The 16953-nt window shown below is 66.7% G+C and carries 14 protein-coding genes; 11 read left to right on the forward strand and 3 right to left on the reverse strand.

The window, feature by feature from the left end; all coding sequences use genetic code 11:
* Positions 1 to 19: 19 nt before the first annotated feature.
* On the forward strand, positions 20 to 1354 hold the full coding sequence (gene glyA, locus ACLMAL_RS06275) for a serine hydroxymethyltransferase (protein WP_411998210.1): 1335 nt from the start codon (positions 20 to 22) through the stop codon (positions 1352 to 1354).
* On the forward strand, positions 1351 to 2718 hold the full coding sequence (locus ACLMAL_RS06280) for an L-serine ammonia-lyase (RefSeq protein ID WP_411998211.1): 1368 nt from the start codon (positions 1351 to 1353) through the stop codon (positions 2716 to 2718). Before glyA ends, ACLMAL_RS06280 begins: the two co-directional genes overlap by 4 nt.
* Positions 2719 to 2757: 39 nt before the next feature.
* Here ACLMAL_RS06280 and ACLMAL_RS06285 read toward each other — a convergent pair whose 3' ends face one another.
* The gene (locus ACLMAL_RS06285; RefSeq protein WP_411998212.1) at positions 2758 to 4020 is read right to left on the reverse strand and encodes a PucR family transcriptional regulator; all 1263 of its coding nucleotides are present in this window, start codon (positions 4018 to 4020) and stop codon (positions 2758 to 2760) included.
* 351 nt (positions 4021 to 4371) lie between these two features.
* Between ACLMAL_RS06285 and ACLMAL_RS06290 the strand changes: the two genes are divergently transcribed.
* A complete protein-coding gene (locus ACLMAL_RS06290) occupies positions 4372 to 5511 on the forward strand; it encodes an esterase/lipase family protein (RefSeq protein ID WP_411998213.1) in 1140 nt (379 codons plus the stop codon).
* Between the two features lie 198 nt (positions 5512 to 5709).
* The gene (locus ACLMAL_RS06295) at positions 5710 to 7092 is read left to right on the forward strand and encodes a lipase family protein (RefSeq protein WP_411998214.1); all 1383 of its coding nucleotides are present in this window, start codon (positions 5710 to 5712) and stop codon (positions 7090 to 7092) included.
* Positions 7093 to 7151: 59 nt separating this feature from the next.
* On the opposite strand, the gene ACLMAL_RS06300 is transcribed toward ACLMAL_RS06295, so the two are convergent.
* Positions 7152 to 7877: a uracil-DNA glycosylase gene (locus ACLMAL_RS06300; RefSeq protein ID WP_411998215.1), complete on the reverse strand. Its 726-nt coding sequence runs from the start codon at positions 7875 to 7877 to the stop codon at positions 7152 to 7154.
* A gap of 207 nt (positions 7878 to 8084) precedes the next feature.
* Here ACLMAL_RS06300 and ACLMAL_RS06305 point away from each other — a divergent pair, with 207 nt between their 5' ends.
* From ACLMAL_RS06305 to ACLMAL_RS06335, 7 genes are all read left to right on the forward strand, one after another.
* Positions 8085 to 8528, forward strand: a complete 444-nt coding sequence (locus ACLMAL_RS06305) for a GyrI-like domain-containing protein (RefSeq protein ID WP_328406170.1) — start codon at positions 8085 to 8087, stop codon at positions 8526 to 8528.
* Positions 8525 to 8971 carry an effector binding domain-containing protein gene (locus tag ACLMAL_RS06310; RefSeq protein WP_406233156.1) on the forward strand — a complete coding sequence of 149 codons (447 nt, stop codon included), beginning with the start codon at positions 8525 to 8527 and terminating at the stop codon, positions 8969 to 8971. Before ACLMAL_RS06305 ends, ACLMAL_RS06310 begins: the two co-directional genes overlap by 4 nt.
* Positions 8972 to 9226: 255 nt before the next feature.
* Complete coding sequence (locus ACLMAL_RS06315; RefSeq protein ID WP_411998216.1) at positions 9227 to 10000, forward strand: hypothetical protein; 774 nt, start codon at positions 9227 to 9229, stop codon at positions 9998 to 10000.
* Complete coding sequence (locus ACLMAL_RS06320; protein WP_411998217.1) at positions 9990 to 12140, forward strand: Rv1355c family protein; 2151 nt, start codon at positions 9990 to 9992, stop codon at positions 12138 to 12140. The genes ACLMAL_RS06315 and ACLMAL_RS06320 overlap by 11 nt, the downstream gene beginning before the upstream one ends.
* A gap of 67 nt (positions 12141 to 12207) precedes the next feature.
* A complete protein-coding gene (locus ACLMAL_RS06325) occupies positions 12208 to 14025 on the forward strand; it encodes a putative bifunctional diguanylate cyclase/phosphodiesterase (RefSeq protein ID WP_411998439.1) in 1818 nt (605 codons plus the stop codon).
* Between the two features lie 291 nt (positions 14026 to 14316).
* Positions 14317 to 15444: a glycosyltransferase gene (locus tag ACLMAL_RS06330; RefSeq protein WP_411998218.1), complete on the forward strand. Its 1128-nt coding sequence runs from the start codon at positions 14317 to 14319 to the stop codon at positions 15442 to 15444.
* Positions 15445 to 15554: 110 nt separating this feature from the next.
* On the forward strand, positions 15555 to 16427 hold the full coding sequence (locus ACLMAL_RS06335; protein ID WP_328413410.1) for an SDR family oxidoreductase: 873 nt from the start codon (positions 15555 to 15557) through the stop codon (positions 16425 to 16427).
* On the opposite strand, the gene soxR is transcribed toward ACLMAL_RS06335, so the two are convergent.
* Entirely contained in the window at positions 16396 to 16881 is a 486-nt protein-coding gene (gene soxR / locus ACLMAL_RS06340; protein ID WP_328406160.1) for a redox-sensitive transcriptional activator SoxR, read from the reverse strand. The genes ACLMAL_RS06335 and soxR overlap by 32 nt on opposite strands.
* Between the last annotated feature and the right edge of the window lie 72 nt (positions 16882 to 16953).

The raw sequence follows: 16953 nt of genomic DNA on the forward strand, positions 1-16953 counted from the left end.
CGTCGACGAAAGGCTCCTCATGGCCGAACCTGTCACCGCTGGCGACCGCTTGCAGGTCGCTGGAAACAGCAACACCGCCGTCCGAACCGAGCTCGACGCGTCGCTGCGCGAATTCGATCCGCTCGTCGCACATTTTATCGACCGTGAAATCGACAGGCAGCAACGCGGTCTGGAAATGATCGCCTCCGAAAACCACGCGCCGCTGGCAGTGATGCAGGCGCAGGGTTCGGTGCTCACCAACAAATACGCCGAGGGCTATCCCGGCCGCCGCTATTACGGCGGGTGCGAGCATGTCGATGAGATCGAATCACTCGCGATCGACCGGTTGCGCGCTTTGTTCGGCGCGGAATACGTCAACGTCCAGCCGCACTCGGGAGCTCAGGCCAACGCCGCGGCGATGCATGCGGTGTTGCGACCCGGAGACGGCATCCTCGGGCTTGCGCTGGATCATGGTGGACACCTCACCCATGGCATGAAGATCAATTTCTCCGGTCGGCTCTATGACGTTGCGGCCTACCATGTTCGGGCCGAGGACCATCTCGTCGATATGGACGAGGTGCGACGGCTTGCACAGCAGCATCGGCCGAAGCTGATCGTGGCAGGCTGGTCGGCCTATCCGCGGCACCTCGACTTCGCCGAATTCCGGCGCATCGCAGACGAAGTCGGTGCATACCTGATGGTGGATATGGCGCACTTCGCCGGGCTGGTCGCGGCGGGGCTGCATCCCTCGCCCGTGCCGCACGCGCACATCGTCACCTCCACCACTCATAAGACCCTCGGCGGGCCACGCGGTGGATTCATCCTCGCCGTCGAGGAATTGGGCAAGAAGCTGGCTTCGGCGGTCTTCCCCGGACAGCAGGGCGGGCCGCTGGAGCATGTGATAGCGGCCAAGGCCGTTGCCTTCAAGATGGCGGGTGAAGCGGCGTTCCGTGATCGCCAGCAACGCACGCTCGCGGGTGCGCGGATCCTCGCCGAGCGACTGCTCGCCGCGGACTGCCGGGCGGCGGGGATCAGCGTGGTCAGCGGCGGTACCGACGTGCACCTGGTGCTCGTCGACCTACGCGACTCCGAGCTCGACGGCCAGCAGGCGGAGGATCGGCTCGCCGAGATCGGAATCACCGTGAACCGCAACGCCGTTCCGTTCGACCCGCGACCGCCGATGGTGAGCTCCGGTTTGCGGATCGGCACACCGGCACTGGCCGCACGTGGCTTCGACACCGCGGCATTCACCGAGGTCGCCGACATCATTGCCGCGGCGCTGCGCGCGGCGCAGCCGGTCGAGGAGTTGGGCGAGCGGGTCGGTGCGCTGGTCGATCGGTTCCCGCTGTATCCCGGTCTGCGTGGGCGGGCATGACGGTCAGCATTTTCGACCTGTTCCGGGTCGGCATCGGGCCGTCGAGCTCGCACACGGTCGGGCCGATGCGCGCGGCCGCCCGGTTCATCGAGCAGCTCAAAACCGATGGTCAGCTGCACAATACAGCCGGTGTTCGGGTTGAGCTCTACGGATCGCTCGGCGCGACCGGGCGCGGGCACGGCAGCATCGAGGCGATTGTCGCCGGGTTGTCCGGCGAACGGCCGGAGACCGTCGATCCGGAGGTGGTGGCCGCCACCACGTCCGAGGCGCGCGACACCGGCGCGCTGCGGCTCGGTGGGGTGCATCCGATCGGCTTCGCCGTCGACGAGGACATCGAACTGCTCTGGCGAATCCGACCGGTCTTCCACAGCAACGGCATGATGTTCCGCGCCGTCGATGCCGAAGGTCAGGTGCTCGTCGAGCGTCGCTTCTACTCCGTCGGCGGCGGATTCGTGCTGGACGAAACCGAGATCGACCGGCCTGCCGAGACGAGGACCACGGTCGGGCACCCGTTCGCCTCGGCCGCGGAGCTGCTTGCCCGCACCGCCGCTACCGGGCTGTCCATCAGTGAGCTGATGCTGGCCAACGAAATGACCTGGCGCAGTCAGGATCGGATCCGGACCGACCTGCTCGAGATCTGGAAGGTCATGCAGGACTGCGTCCAGCGGGGGATGTCGACGGCGGGTGTGCTGCCGGGCGCACTCGCCGTTCGACGGCGTGCGGCAACGCTGCACGAACGATTGACCCTCGAAGCCGACGACACCGACCCGCTACGAGCGATGGAGTGGGTCACGCTGTACGCCATGGCCGTCAACGAGGAGAACGCCGCGGGCGGTCGGGTCGTCACCGCGCCGACGAACGGCGCGGCGGGCATCATTCCCGCTGTGCTGCACTATGTTCAGCAGTTCGTCACCGGCCCGAACGACGACAGCGTGATCGATTTCCTGTTGACCGCGGGTGCGATCGGGCAGCTGATCAAGGAGAACGCCTCGATCTCCGGCGCGGAGGTCGGGTGCCAGGGCGAGGTCGGCTCGGCCTGCGCGATGGCGGCAGCCGGACTCACGGCCGTGCTCGGCGGCACACCCGAACAGATCGAGAATGCCGCCGAGATCGGCATCGAACACAACCTCGGTCTCACCTGCGATCCGATCGGCGGACTCGTGCAGATTCCGTGCATCGAACGCAACGGTGTCGCGGCGGTCAAGGCGATCACCGCGGCCCGCATGGCGATTCGGGGCGACGGCGTGCACCACGTGTCACTCGACAAGGTCATCCAGACGATGCGCGCGACGGGCGCGGACATGCTGGACAAATACAAGGAGACCTCGCTCGGCGGCCTCGCGGTCGCGGTCGTCGACTGTTGAGCGGCCAGGCGATGCCCCGCCCGAGCGCGGGACGCCGTCTCAGTGGCTACCGATTTCGGCTGCCGGGAACAGACGGTGGATCGTCTGGGCCGCCGCGAGCACGCGGGAGTCGTTCGGATCGGTGGGATCCAGACCGGTGAGCTCGGTGATGCGTCGCAGTCGGTAGGTGAAAGTGTTGGGGTGCACGTGGATTTCGGCTGCGGCGACCTTGCGTTCGGAGCCGTGGCGCAGATGCGCGTCCAGTGCCTCCAGTAGATGCGGGCTCCGCAGGATCGGAGCAATGCGCTCGGCCAGCCTGGCGCGGGCCGGTCCCGGTCTGGTGAGCTGGAACTCGAGCAGCAGATCGTCGAGCCGATAGACGCCGGTCGGCCTGCCGAGCAGGCGGGCGAGTTCCGCGATCTCGGTGGCCTCGTGCGCGGCCTGCGGGACGGATTTGCGTGCGACCGAAGGGCATTCGGCCACGGTGACTCCGGTGCCGAACTGTGCGGCCAATCCGATGGCGAGCCGGTGGAATTGCTCGTGATCGAGCTCGGCGGACTCGGAGACGTTCGGTAGCAACGCGATGCCGTTCGAGCCGTCGAAGGTGGCGAGCGCGGTGGTGCCGGTGAGGCTGTCCAAAGCGCGTTGCAGGACGCGGATCCGGCGTCGGGTCAGCAGATTCGCGACGGTGCTCGAGCGACTGTCCTGCGGCAGCCGATGGTCCTGATGGATATGGATCGCCAGCACGGTGTAGCCGTCGGTGAGCGCGGTATCCGCCCGCGCCGCAAGCTCTTCGGCGGGCAGCCCACGCAGCAGCGCCGAACACAATTCGCGACGGGCCTCGCGCTCGGCGTTGTAGATCGACTGTTCGACCTCGGAGTAGGTTTCGACCACGGTGATGTTGATGTGCATCAGCAGCTCGAGCAGGCGGCTGCCGACGACCACCAGATCCGCCGTCTCGGCGGGTGTCGCCAGTGCCGCGGCCTCGGCAAGCACCGATTGTGCCGACCCGTGGATGGCCTCGATCAGCACCGCGAGCGGGAACCGGTCCTCCGCATGCCGCTCGACCACCGGTGCGACGAAGGTCGCGACCTCGGCCCTGCTGAAAGTGCGCTGTTCGCCGATGGCCTGCAGGACCGCGCGGCCGCAGGCATAGATGGCGGGCAGCACCTCGGCGGTGAAATGCCCAGGGGGCAGATCGGCGGCGGGCGGGGTCGCACCCAGCCCAGCGGCGAGCATGCGCTCGGAGATCTGGGGCCATCTGGTCAGCAACCGAACGACCAATGAGGCTTCGCTGTTTGCCGGTGAGAGAGCGACGGACATGAGCCGATTGTTTCCAACGACAGTAACCGCAGCAAGCCTTCGGTCCTGTCGACGGAAACTTTGTCACACACAACAAGTTTCCGTGCGGTTTCTTTTCTCGGCAGCGCAGTGACGCTGGGGGTGTGCCGGCCATAGATTTGGGCAGCGGAAACAAATATGGCCGCAGTCACATCGAAGCCGGAATGTGGTGCAGGAAACAGTATGTGGTCATGGGGATCGGTTGCTCGAACCGCCGTTCGGTGAGGTCTTCGCGCTCGTCGATGGTTGCATCGCGGTCCGTCGCCACCTGGTGGCCGGGCTCCGCAGCCCGAACGCGGAGATGCTGGATGGGAAATGAACGGAATGTTTGCAATGAAGCAAAATGCTCGACGGGCCGTCTTCGGTGCCGCAGTGATCGTGGCAGTGACCGTCGCGACGGCGCTCGGCGGCGGCGGGGCTACCGCGGACCGACAGACCGCGCCGACGGAACAGACTCTCGCGGAGCTCATCAGCGCCGGGCTCACCCCGGCCGCGGACGGCAGGCAGCCGCAGGCGATCGTCGATACCGGCAGCGGTTCGGGATCGGCGACGAGCCGGGCCACCGATGTCCTCGGTGAGGGACCCGAGATGTCGGCGTATCTGGCCGCATTCGGTTACGGATTACTGCATCCCGATTCGGCGCCGCCGGGCGCGAATCGCTGGAACTGCACCCCGTCGGCCGAGCATCCCCGGCCGGTGGTGCTGTTGCACGGGACTTGGCTCAACGCCTACGACACCTTCTCCTATATGTCTCCGCGCCTGGCACGCGCCGGATTCTGTGTGTTCGCCTTCAATTTCGGGCGTTCCACTCTCCTGGAGGGCGGCGGGCTCGGCCCGATCCTGCCCGGCCGCTATGGGGTTGGGCCGATGGAGGATTCGGCACAGCAACTGAGCGAATTCGTCGATCGTGTATTGGCGGCGACGGGCGCGGAGCAGGTCGACATCGTCGGGCATTCGCAGGGTGGGACCGTGGCGAATCAGTATCTGAAGTTCGATGGCGGTCAGGGCAAAGTGGGCAAACTCGTCACCTACGGTGCCACGCACCACGGCACCTCGCTCATGGGCATCGCCACGCTCGGCAGGCTGATCAACAATCTCGGTGTCAATATTCTCGGCTTCTACGAGCCGATCGTCGGGCATTCCAATATTCAGCAGGCTTTCGGTTCACCGTTCTATGCCCGCTTGAATGCCCACGGCGACACCGTTCCCGGCGTCGACTACACCGTGGTCGGTTCTCGCTATGACGAGGTCACCAATCCCTACGACTGGACGTTCCTGTGGGCCGGGCCCGACGCGACGGTGGACAACCTCACGCTGCAGGCCGGGTGTGAACAGGATCTGTCCGATCACCTCACCATGATGTACTCGCCCCGGTCGGTGTCCATTGCGCTGCACGCACTCGATCCCGCGGCGCACCCCGATCTGGAGTGCGCGTTCAACCCCTGGATGCTCGGCGGCGGCGGCGGTCTCTGACGAGGCTGTCACTGCACCGACAGGAGAAACCGCGACGCGCGAATTGTGACCGCTGCCAATTCTTTTCCTTCTCGGGCATTCGTAGGCTCGAATACGGGCAGCCGGCGGCATCGACGGCGCGGCGCTCTCGTTCATCGGTGACCTGCGCCGGCTGTCGCGGCACATGTTGTGCCGTGCCGTTCGAAAGGATCAACCCTGATGAGTGTCGCCGCCGACCCGACCGCGTTCGCGACCCGCCCCGATCACACGCCGTCCGCCACTGCGCCGTTGTTGCCGGAGCAGGATCCGTTCTACCTGCCGCCGGCAATGATCGGGCAGCTGCGGCCGGGCGCCGTCGTCCGCGCACGAGAAGTCGAGTTGGCGCTGTTCGGTCGAGTGGCGCAGAAGATTTCGGCGTGGCAGCTGCTGTATCGGACCTGCGACCTGGATGACACACCCGAGGTGGCGGTGACGACGGTACTGCTGCCGTGGGGTGCGGATCCTACGGCAGCTCGCCCGCTGGTCTCCTTCCAGTGCGCGATCGATGCCGTCGCCTCGAAATGTCTTCCGTCGTATGCACTCCGGCGCGGTGCGCGGGCCGCCGGTGCCATTCCACAGCTCGAGCTTCCGCTCATCGCGGGCGCATTGGCCAGCGGCTGGGCGGTGTCGGTGCCCGACCACGAGGGGACCGGTGGCCAGTTCGGTGCCGCTCGCGAGCCCGGGTACCGGGCGCTGGACGGGATTCGGGCCGCCCTCGCCTTCGAACCGCTCGGCCTCGGCACCTCGACTCCGGTTGCGCTGTGGGGTTATTCGGGTGGCGGCCTTGCCACGGCATGGGCGGCGGAGCTTGCGGGCGAGTACGCACCGGAGCTCGATATTGTCGGCGCGGTGGCCGGTTCGCCGGTCGGTGATCCCGCGGCGGCGTTCGTGCGCATGAACGGCGGACTCTTCGCCGGGTTTGCCGCGGTCTTCACCGCCGGACTGTGCCGGGCCTACCCGGAATTGGACCGGCTGCTGCGCTCCCGGCTGGATGCCGACTATCTCCGGCTCATGGCGGCCGCCGAGTCGACGACGACGTTCCCGCTGCTGTACCGCTTCGCGCGCCGCAATCTCGATGACCATTGCACCGGCGGTCTGGCCGGCCTGCTGGACGCGCCGGAGCTGCAACGTATCCTGGCCGACATCCGGCCCGGCGATCGCACGCCCGCGATGCCATTGCTGGTACTGCAAGGGGTGTACGACGAGGTCATCGCGGTAGCCGATGTCGATGCGCACGTCGACCGGTATGTTGCCGCGGGCGTGCATGTTCGGTATCTGCGCGACCGACTCAGCACCCACCTCCCGTTGCAGTTCATCGGAGCGCCGGTGATCATCGATTGGCTGTCGGATCGATTCGGCAATCGCGCCCTTGCCCCGAACACTGTCGAGACGGTGTGGTCGGTGGCGTTCTCCAAGCGGGCCGTGTCCGGGCACCTGCGGCTGGCATTGCTGTCGGCGCGCATGCTGGTCGGCTTGCCCATTCGGCAACGCAGGCAAGTGAATCGGCCCAGCGGCGTGCACCGGTTGTCGCTTCGGTTGACGTTGCGCAAGCCGTTGTCCTGAGCGACTTCCCGCTGTGGGCTCCGGACGACCGCCATTCGGCTCGGTAGGAGGAGGCGCGATCAATGCCGGGCAGCTGTAGGCAGGCCTGCCGCGGTTGCGGCATCGGCGAGGACTGCTTCGAGCATGGCGGGAGTGAGTCGCCCGGTGAAGGTGTTCTGCTGGCTGACGTGGTAGCAGCCGAAGAGCTGCAACGGTTCGCGAGTGTCGTCGGATGGTGCCAGCGTGATGCGGGCGTTGTGGCCGAATTTGGGGCGTGGCCGAGGAACGATCCACCCGGCCGCGGCGAGCACGGGCAGCAGCGCCTGCCAGCCGAACGCTCCGAGCACGACGATCGCCCGGACCGTCGGCGCGAGCAATGCCAATTCGGTACGCAGCCAGTGACTGCACCGGTCGCGTTCGTCCGGCGTCGGCTTGTTGTCCGGTGGTGCGCAGTGCACGGGCGCGGTGAGGCGGACTCCGGTCAGCCGCAGGCCGTCGTCGCGTCGGATGGAAGTGGGCTGGTTGGCCAGGCCGACCGCGTGCAGAGCGGCGAACAAGACGTCGCCGCTGCGGTCGCCGGTGAACATGCGCCCGGTCCGGTTGCCGCCGTGGGCGGCGGGGGCGAGGCCGACGATCAGCAGCCGGGCATCGGGCGGGCCGAATCCTGGGACGGGGCGGCCCCAATAGGTTTCCTCGCGAAAGGCGGCGCGTTTCTCCCGCGCCACCCTTTCGCGCCAGGCGACAAGCCGCGGGCAGGCGCGGCAGTCCGCGACGACGGTGTCCAACTCGGCGATGGTGTGGCACACAAGGAAACCCAATCACAATCAGCGGCGGGTCAGCTCTCGTAACCAGAAGTTTGCATCCAGGACGTGTGTCCAGGTCGGTACGGCCGTGAGCTGCGGATAACGACCCGGACATGTGATCGTGACCACGAGGGTCGGGTTGATAGCATGGCCTTTCTGGCCGACCGGATGCGGGCATCGCCCCCGGATTCACCTCGAAAGAGTCTTTCCATGCAGTTTGAAATCGTCGAGCGAGACGAAACGTGGGTTGCCGGGCTGCCAGTGCGCAGCCCGAAACGTGCGCTCGGGGAACTGCGTGATCACGATCTGGAGGCGGCCTGGGCCGCGGTGCTACATCAGGAGCTCGGTGGCCCGCTGGCCAGCGCATACACCGATTACACCGGTGAGCTCGGCACGTACAACACCCAGATCGTCGGCTACGAATGCGCGTCGTTCGAGGACGTCACCCGCGGTCACTTGGTCGCGCGGCTGCCGCGCGGCACCTATGCCCGGTTCTCCTCGGTCGGTAACTTCCCGCAGGTGATGACCGACCTATGGACGCAGATCGCCTATGCCGAGGAGCACAACTACATCAAACGCACCTATACCGGGGACTTCGAGTGTTACCCGCACGCCTACAAGATCGACCTCTACCTGGCGGTAGATGCGCGATGACCTATGCGATTGTCGTGCGTGGTGAGGCGATCTACGCAGGCCTGGTGGTGCCGCGGGTGCGGCCGAGCTTCAAGGTGAGCAATAGCGACCTGATCGAGTTTCTCAAGGACCGGCTGCGTGACCGCGCGGGCGAGCAGCAGCGGTCCGATCACCCGATGTACACCGTGTACGTGCCGGATCCCGCGGGGAACTTCAACGCTGTCGTCTGCTTCGAATATCCGGCGCCCGACGTGGTTCCGGTCGGTGATGTGCTGGTCAAGGTGCCGAAGGGCGTCTACGCGCGCTTCGTGCCGAATGGCGATTACCACGATCCGGTCGAGGACGTGTGGGCGCAGGTCGACGATGCGACTGCCTCGGCGGAGATCACTCGCGCCTACCGCGAAGAGGTCGAGATCTGGCACGGACCGGAGTCTGTGGAGCTGTTCATCTCGATCCTGGTCTAGTTGCTGAAAGGTAGCTATCTCGGTACCAACTGGTCTCCACGTTATGTTCCTCGTTCGAAAGGTGCGGCCTGACCTGCGGTGATTTCGGGGGCCGAAATTAGTTTTCGGAAGATTAACCGGTCGTCTGGTCAATTCCTTTCGGATGACGGATACTTCCCTAGGCAATCTCACCCGACCGGCGGGCTGTCGGGTGTGAGAGCTGGACCGGCTCGATTGACCGCGCGTGGGCGCGGTGGCTACGGAGTAGGGAACACCATGACTGTCGAAGTAATCGCAGTCGGCCCAGGGGGCACACGCGATGCCGAGGTGTTGCGCTTTCGGGATATGCATTCCGGATATGTCTTTCATGTCACCACTCCGGAGGCGCATCCCGAGCTCTGGCGTCGATACTTGCGCGGTGCGCTGCAGGTTTACCGGCATTACGATGTCGATCACGCGCTCGAATACGACAAAGTCGAAAACGGTTGTACGACAACATTGTTCTGCACCGCCGTGGATCCTTCCGGCGAGGTTGTCGCGGGCCTGCGGGCGCAGGGGCCGTACTCGGCGGTCGAGGACGTGCACGCGCTCGGCGCCTGGGCCGGGCGACCCGGTGCAGACGCGCTGCGCACGATGATTGCCGAGCGGATACCGGAGGGTGTCGTCGAGGTCAAAGCGGTGTGGGTGGCGCGGAATGCGCCGCGCCGGTCTGCGCTCACTGCCGCGCTGTCCCGCTGTGTTGTGCATGCGACCTGGCTGCTCGATGCGCGCTTCGGTTTCGTCACCACCGCCTCGCACAGCCTGGAACTCTATCGCTCCAGTGGTGGGCGAGTGGCCGATCGGATACCGTCTGTCCCCTATCCGGACGACCGTTATCACACGGTCCCCGTGTGGTGGGACACCCAGGCATATCGGTCATTTGCCACAAAATTGCAGACTTCATTGATAGCGCTCGAGCAGGCCGCGCTCGAAGCCTGGCATGCACAGCCGCACGGTGGGCACCGTGCGGGTGACCACGGATCGGAGGACGGGCGCAGGTATGAACGGTGACCCCGGCCCGGTCGCGGACTATAGGCCGCTGATTCTCGATGAAAACGCCCCGGACGACGCCCCGATCCTCCTACAGCTGCGAAAGTCACCCCAGGTCCGCATCATCGACCTGCGGGATGTGCTGCATGGCGAGCTGGCCAAGGTGCGGTCACGGCCCACCCTCGACGATCCGGATCCGGACCGGTGGGTCTACTACCCGTGGCGGCGCACCCTGGTCGGACTGCCCGGCGAGCGCACCTACCGGGCGATCCGGCTGGACCGCAATCGCAACAAGCTCACCAGGGACGAGCAGAAACGCCTGGCGGGCTTGACAATCGGCGTCGTCGGGCAGAGTGTCGGCCATGCGGTTGCCTACACCCTGGCCATGGAGGGCAGCTGTGGCCTGCTGCGCCTTGCCGATTTCGACGATATCGAGCTGTCCAACCTGAACCGGGTGCCGGGCGGCATCTTCGACATCGGGGTGAACAAGTCGATCGTGACCGCGCGCCGGATCGCCGAGCTCGATCCCTATCTGCCGGTCGAGGTGCGCACCGCGGGCATCGACGAAGACTCCGTCGACGAATTCCTGACGGGACTGTCGATCGTGATCGAGGAATGCGATTCGCTCGACATCAAGTTCGCCGTCCGTGAGGGCGCGCGCAGGCATCGCATCCCGCTGCTGATGGACACGAGCGATCGTGGCCTGCTCGATGTCGAACGCTACGACCTGGAGCCGGGCCGCCCGCCGTTCCACGGACTGCTCGGCACCACCGAGGGCGCCGACCTGCGCGGGCTGTCCACCAGGGACAAGGCGCCCCACGTCATGCGGATTCTCGATCCGAAAGAGCTGTCGGCGCGGATGGCCGCCAGTCTGGTGGAGATCGACGAATCGGTCACCACATGGCCGCAGCTCGGCAGCGATGTACAGCTCGGCGCGGCCATCGTGGCCGCGGCGGTGCGCAGGCTCGGGCTCGGACAGAAACTTTCGTCCGGGCGCACGCGCATCGATCTGGAGCGTGGTCTCGACGAGCTGGCCGAGCCGGAGCCGGTGGGTGAGCTGGTGTGCGAGCCGGAAGCGGTTGCGGGCAAACCGGCACCGGCGGGGACCGCGCTGCTGAGCGTGCTCGAATGTGCCCAGCGCGCACCCTCCGGCGGTAACACCCAGCCGTGGTCGCTGCGGATCGATGGGCCCGACCTGCGGATAGATCTCGCCCGTCCGCGCTCCGCGGCCCTCGATATCGGCTATCGGGGCAGCGCAGTGGCGATCGGTGCCGCGCTGCACAATGCGCGCGCCGCGGCTGCCGTACACGGCATGCTCGGCGAACACGAATTCCTCGAGAGCAAAACCACGGCGCTGTCCGCGGTGCTGCGTCTCGGTACGGCCACCGATGCGTTGCTGGCCCGCGACTATCAGGCCGCACTGGCCCGCGAGACCAACCGGCGGCTCGGCACGGGTGCGCCGTTGACCGGCGGTGTGCTCGCCGGCCTCGCCGCGGCCGCCGCTACCGAGGGTGTAACGCTGCACAGCATCACCGACCGGGCCGACCTCGCGACGGCGGCCGAATTGCTCGGCGAATCGGATCGAATCCGTTATTTGACGCCGCGGCTGCATCAGGAGATGTTCGCCGAGCTGCGGTGGCCCGGCGACGATCTGCTCACCGGAATCGACGTCTGCGGTATGGAGTTGGCCGCCGACGAGTACGCGAAGCTCGAGATCGGGCGCCGCGCGGATGTGATGGACCGATTACGCGAATGGTCCGGCGGCGCCGCGCTCGGCGAGCACACCGCGGATCGGGTGCTGTCGAGTTCGGCGCTCGTCGCGGTGACGTTCAACCACCAGAAGGGGGCCTCGGGGCCTGGACTGACCGACTATGCCCGTGCGGGTGCGGGAATGCAGCGCGTCTGGCTCGAGGCACAACGGCGTGGACTCGCGGTGCAACCGGTCTCTCCGGTGTTCCTGTATGCACGGCACCCCGACGAGCTGATCGCGATTTCCACGGATTTCGCGGATACACTAGCGTCACTTCAGGGCCGTTTCCTGGACCTGCTGGGAGTGCCTGGGCATGAGATCATGGCATTGGTGCTTCGCCTGAGCTATGCGGCGCCAGCCTCGGTCCGCAGCAGGCGGCTTCCAGTGCCGGGCGCGGGCAACCGCAGCTAGCACGATCGGAGACAAGGTGCCTCGGCGAACGCTCGACTCATTGGTGACCCAGGTCGCCTCCGAGTTGATGGGCGTCGACGCCACGACGATGGTGGCGGCGAGTGAGCGGGTGCTGGCCAGATTGGTCGAGCACTTCGACGTCGATTTCAGCTATTTGCGACACACCGATCGAGAGCGAAGAGCCACCGTGCTCATCGCGGAGTGGCCGCATCGCGGTGACATCCCGGATCCCGATCCGCTGAAGGTCGTGTTCTTCGAGAGCGCGGATTCGGTGTTCCGCGAGCTCGAACACGCCACCGAGCCGATCGTGGTGCGCCCGACCGTGGAATCCGCCGACTATCAAGAGACGATCCGTCGTTCCTCGGGGATCCCGGAGGTCGCCATGGCCGCTGTCCCGCTGCTTTCGCGTGGTGAATCGACCGGCGTGCTCGGCTTCATCAAACAGGGCGATCGGGACTGGAGCACCAGAGAACTCAACGTGCTCAAGGCGATTGCCGCGCTGTTCGCGCAGCTGCAAGCGCGAGTGGTCGCCGAGGAGCGGCTGCGCTACATCGCACTGCACGACGATCTCACCGGACTTGCCAACCGCCGTGCGCTGCTCGAGCACATGGAGGAACGATTACACGCGGGCAGTTCCGGCCCGGTGGCCGCGTTCTTCCTCGACCTCGATCGACTCAAGGCGCTCAACGATTTCCTCGGCCACACGGCTGGTGACAATTTCATCCGCACGCTGTCCTCGCGACTGCGTGAGAACCTGGACTCGAACGACATGATCGCCCGGCTCGGCGGCGACGAGTTCGTGATCGTGCCTGCCAAACCGATGGACGCGGTGGCGGCCGAGCTGGAGGCGACCAGAATCCAGCAGCTCATCGGGCGGCGGGTCACCGTCGGCGGCGAGTCGGTCAGCCGCGGTGCGAGTGTCGGTGTCGCGGTGGGCATCCCGGGGGAGACCACAGTCGCCGATGTCCTGCGCCGGGCCGATCATGCGCTGCTGTCGGCCAAGTCGGGTGGCGGCAATGGCGTCGCGGTGTTCACCGATGCTATGCGCGCCCAGTTCGAACTGCAGGACGATGTCGAACTCAACCTGCGCGGCGCGGTGTCCGACGGCTCGCTGCTGCTGCACTATCAGCCCGAGGTCGACCTGCGCACCGGACGGATCGTCGCGTTGGAGGCTTTGGTTCGCTGGCTGCACCCGACGCGGGGCCTGTTGCCGCCCGGTGCGTTCGTCAGCGTCGCGGAGGCAACCAATCTGGCGGGCGAACTCGGCCGCTGGGTGATCAGGTCGGCGTGCGCCCAGTTCGCGGAATGGCGGCGGCGCGGCCTGGCCGCGAATGTGGTGATGCGGATCAATGTGTCGCCGGTTCAGCTGGTCAGCCTCGACTTCGTGGAGCGCATCGAGGACATCCTGCGGCTGTTCGGCATCGACGGCAGTTCGGTGTGCCTGGAGATCACCGAGCATGTGGTGGTACAGGATCTGGCCCGCACACAGGTCACACTGCGTGGACTCAAGCGGATGGGCGTGCAGATCGCCATCGACGACTTCGGCACCGGCTACAGCTCCTTATCGCACCTCAAAGCGCTGCCGGTCGACGCGGTGAAGATCGACCGCGGCTTCGTGCAGCGCCTCGGCGCGAGCACCGACGACCTCGCGATCGTGAAGTCCATCATCGGCCTGGCCGGATCCTTCGGCCTCGGTGTCGTCGGGGAGGGCGTGGAGACGCCGGTGGCGGCGCGCACCCTGGTCGGTTTGGGTTGCTATCGGGCGCAAGGCTTTCTGATCGCCCGGCCGATGCCCGCAGACGAGGTCGAGCCACATCTCGCGATGGGCCGAATCCCCTTGGACCTCGATTTGCCGCGCGCGGGCCGTGGCACGGCGAAGTACTGACCCACTGCGCGAATCAGCTGGTCACACGGCTGCCGCCTTCACTCGGCCCGGCGCAACGGCGGCTGCGTCGCCTTCGCTCGGCCAGCGCGACTAGAGATGGACTCAGTCCGGCAGTGCCGTAAGCGGCTGCCTTGCCTTCGCGAGGTCCGGTGCAACTGTGGTTGGGTCGCCGTCGCTCGGCCAGCGCGACTAGCGACGGAAATCCGTCCGGCTGTGCCGTTATGCGGTTCGTTCACGGCTGTTCATGCGCCGTTGGGCGCATCGGTCCCGATCCGCTGCACGATCGGCGGAGTGCGCATCGTGCAGCTGGCGAACTTCTACGGCCCGCGGTCCGGTGGGCTGCGCACCGCACTGCATCACCTCGGTGAGGGCTATGTGGCAGCAGGACACGAGGTGGTGCTGATCGTGCCGGGGCCGCGCCGCGCCGAAGAACTACTGCCGACCGGTGCGGTGCGGATTACCTTGCCCGCCTTGGGCATTCCATGGACCGGCGGCTACCGGGCGGCAGATCCGCGGCGGGTGGCCGACGTGCTGGCCGGCTTACGTCCGGACGTGCTGGAGGTGTCCGATCGGCTGACGTTGCGCGGATTCGGTCGATGGGCGCGGCGGCGCGAGGTGGCGAGCGTGATGATCTCGCACGAACGGTTGGATCGGTTGCTCGGCCAGGTCATGCCGGGTCCCGCTGCCCGCCGCTGGGCCGACGTGGCCAACCGGCGGACCGCCGCGGACTACGACATCGTGGTGTGCACCACGGAGTTCGCGCGCGCGGAGTTTCTGCGCGTCGGTGCATCGAATGTCGAACTGGTACCGCTCGGTGTCGATCTGGAGCTGTTCAGTCCGCGTCGGCGTGATCATGCGCTGCGGGCCGATCTCGGCGTACCGGGGCATCCGCTGCTGGTGCACTGCGGCAGGCTCTCGGTGGAGAAGCGGGTCGACCGCAGCATCGAGGCGGTGGGTGCGCTGCGGAAGGCGGGCCTGGAGGTGCGGCTGGTCGTCGCGGGCGAGGGCCCGCGACGCGAGGCGCTGGAGCGCCGCGCCAAGGCGCTGCCTGTGCTGCCGGGCGGGTTACCGGCGGTGCATTTCACCGGGTTCATCTCGGATCGGTCGATGGTGGCGAAACTGCTGGCCACCGCGGACGTTTCGCTGGCGCCCGGCCCGCACGAGACTTTCGGCCTCGCCGCGTTGGAGGCGCTCGCGGCCGGGACGCCGGTCGTCGCCAGCCGATCGTCCGCGCTGGCCGATATCGTCACCGCGGAGTGTGGCGCGGTGGCCGCCGATCATCCTTCGGATTTCGCCCGAGCGGTCACCGATGTGCTGGCACTGCCGACCGCGGGACGCAGGAAGGCCGCGCGCAGCCGGGCCGAGCAATTCACCTGGCCGCGGGCGGTCGCGGGCATGCTCGCGGTCCTCGGCCGATGATTGCCTTCGCCTGCGGCGCGATTGCCGATGATCTTGCGGACCGATAGGCGGCGCACAGTACCCTGCGAGGACTGATTCGGGGCTATGGGAGATGGGGTTCACCGGTGCGAATGGTTGGTCGCGGACGCGCAGGCCGTAGGACGATGCAGGGCGCCAGGGTGTTGGTGACGGGCGCCGCCAGCGGCATAGGCAGGGCGAGTGCGCTCGCTGCCGCGGCGGACGGCGCCGAGGTGGTGCTGACGGATATCAATGCCGAAGGACTCGACGAGACGGTGTCGGCCATCGGGGCGGCGGGCGGTGTCGTGCTCCTGGCACGGGCGTTGGACATCACCGACTACGACGCGGTCACCGAGTTCGCGAAGGATGTGCACGTGGAGTTCGGCACCCTCGATGTCGTGATGAACATTGCCGGCACCTCGACCTGGGGCACCGTCGAGAACCTCGAACACCGGCATTGGCGAAAGATGGTGGACGTCAACCTGATGGGCCCGATCCACGTGATCGAGAACTTCGTGCCGCCGATGGTGCGGGCGGGCCGGGGCGGGGCGCTGGTGAACGTGTCCTCGGCGGCGGGTCTGCTCGCGCTGCCGTGGCATGCCGCCTACAGCGCGGGCAAGTACGGCATCCGCGGCGTCTCCGAGGTGTTGCGATTCGATTTGGAGCGCCACGGTATTTCGGTGCATCTGGTGGTGCCCGGCGCGGTGAACACGCCGCTGGTGCAGTCCTTCGATCTGGTCGGCATCGACAAGGACGACCCGCGGGTGCGTCGGCTGGCCGGCGCGTTCACCAAGCATGCGGTGGAGCCGGAACATGTTGCGTCGCAGATCCTTCGCGGCATCGAACGCAACAGGTTCCTGGTCTACACCTCGTTCGATATCCGGTTCGGGTATTGGTGGTCGCGGAAATTCGCCTACCCCTACGAATTCGTCATCCGCAGGGTCAGCGCTCGCTTCAGCAGGCTGCTGGCTTCGACGGGCAGTTGAGCTGCACGTCGAGCACTCGGGCACCGGGTCCCTGCTCGCCGAGCCGATCGTGCTCGTTGACCAGCCTGCAGCTGCCGAGCGACAGGCACCCGCAGCCGATGCAGCCGGTGAGGTTGTCGCGCAGCCGGGTCAGCTGAGTGATGCGGTCGTCGAGGTCGGTCCGCCAGGTGGTGGACAGGGTCTCCCAGTCACGCCGGGTGGGGGTGCGGCCTTCCGGTAGTTTGTCCAGCGCGGCGCGGATGTCGCTGAGCGGGATGCCGACGCGCTGCGAAATACGGATGAAGGCGACGCGTCGCAGCGTCTCGCGCGCGTACCTGCGCTGATTTCCGCTGGTACGACGGCTCGAGATGAGACCCTCGCGTTCATAGAAGTGCAACGCGGACACCGCTACTCCGCTACGCTCGGACAGCTGCCCGGGGGTCAGTTCCTTTGCTCGCCAATCGGTTGTCGACATCAACACTCCTCCATCCACCTAAACAATACTTCAGGTTAGGGTGTGCTGGGGTAGGAATCGAACACACCCCAA

Origin of the sequence: Nocardia sp. CWNU-33, from assembly GCF_046764895.1 — a bacterium.
Taxonomy (GTDB): domain Bacteria; phylum Actinomycetota; class Actinomycetes; order Mycobacteriales; family Mycobacteriaceae; genus Nocardia.

Bases quoted from the DNA above. Each gene is read 5' to 3' on its own strand.
- glyA (WP_411998210.1), top strand. From the start codon at position 20: ATGGCCGAACCTGTCACCGCTGGCGACCGCTTGCAGGTCGCTGGAAAC.
- ACLMAL_RS06280 (WP_411998211.1), top strand. From the start codon at position 1,351: ATGACGGTCAGCATTTTCGACCTGTTCCGGGTCGGCATCGGGCCGTCG.
- ACLMAL_RS06285 (WP_411998212.1), bottom strand. From the start codon at position 4,020: ATGTCCGTCGCTCTCTCACCGGCAAACAGCGAAGCCTCATTGGTCGTT.
- ACLMAL_RS06290 (WP_411998213.1), top strand. From the start codon at position 4,372: ATGAAGCAAAATGCTCGACGGGCCGTCTTCGGTGCCGCAGTGATCGTG.
- ACLMAL_RS06295 (WP_411998214.1), top strand. From the start codon at position 5,710: ATGAGTGTCGCCGCCGACCCGACCGCGTTCGCGACCCGCCCCGATCAC.
- ACLMAL_RS06305 (WP_328406170.1), top strand. From the start codon at position 8,085: ATGCAGTTTGAAATCGTCGAGCGAGACGAAACGTGGGTTGCCGGGCTG.
- ACLMAL_RS06310 (WP_406233156.1), top strand. From the start codon at position 8,525: ATGACCTATGCGATTGTCGTGCGTGGTGAGGCGATCTACGCAGGCCTG.
- ACLMAL_RS06315 (WP_411998216.1), top strand. From the start codon at position 9,227: ATGACTGTCGAAGTAATCGCAGTCGGCCCAGGGGGCACACGCGATGCC.
- ACLMAL_RS06320 (WP_411998217.1), top strand. From the start codon at position 9,990: ATGAACGGTGACCCCGGCCCGGTCGCGGACTATAGGCCGCTGATTCTC.
- ACLMAL_RS06325 (WP_411998439.1), top strand. From the start codon at position 12,208: ATGGGCGTCGACGCCACGACGATGGTGGCGGCGAGTGAGCGGGTGCTG.
- ACLMAL_RS06335 (WP_328413410.1), top strand. From the start codon at position 15,555: ATGGTTGGTCGCGGACGCGCAGGCCGTAGGACGATGCAGGGCGCCAGG.
- soxR (WP_328406160.1), bottom strand. From the start codon at position 16,881: ATGTCGACAACCGATTGGCGAGCAAAGGAACTGACCCCCGGGCAGCTG.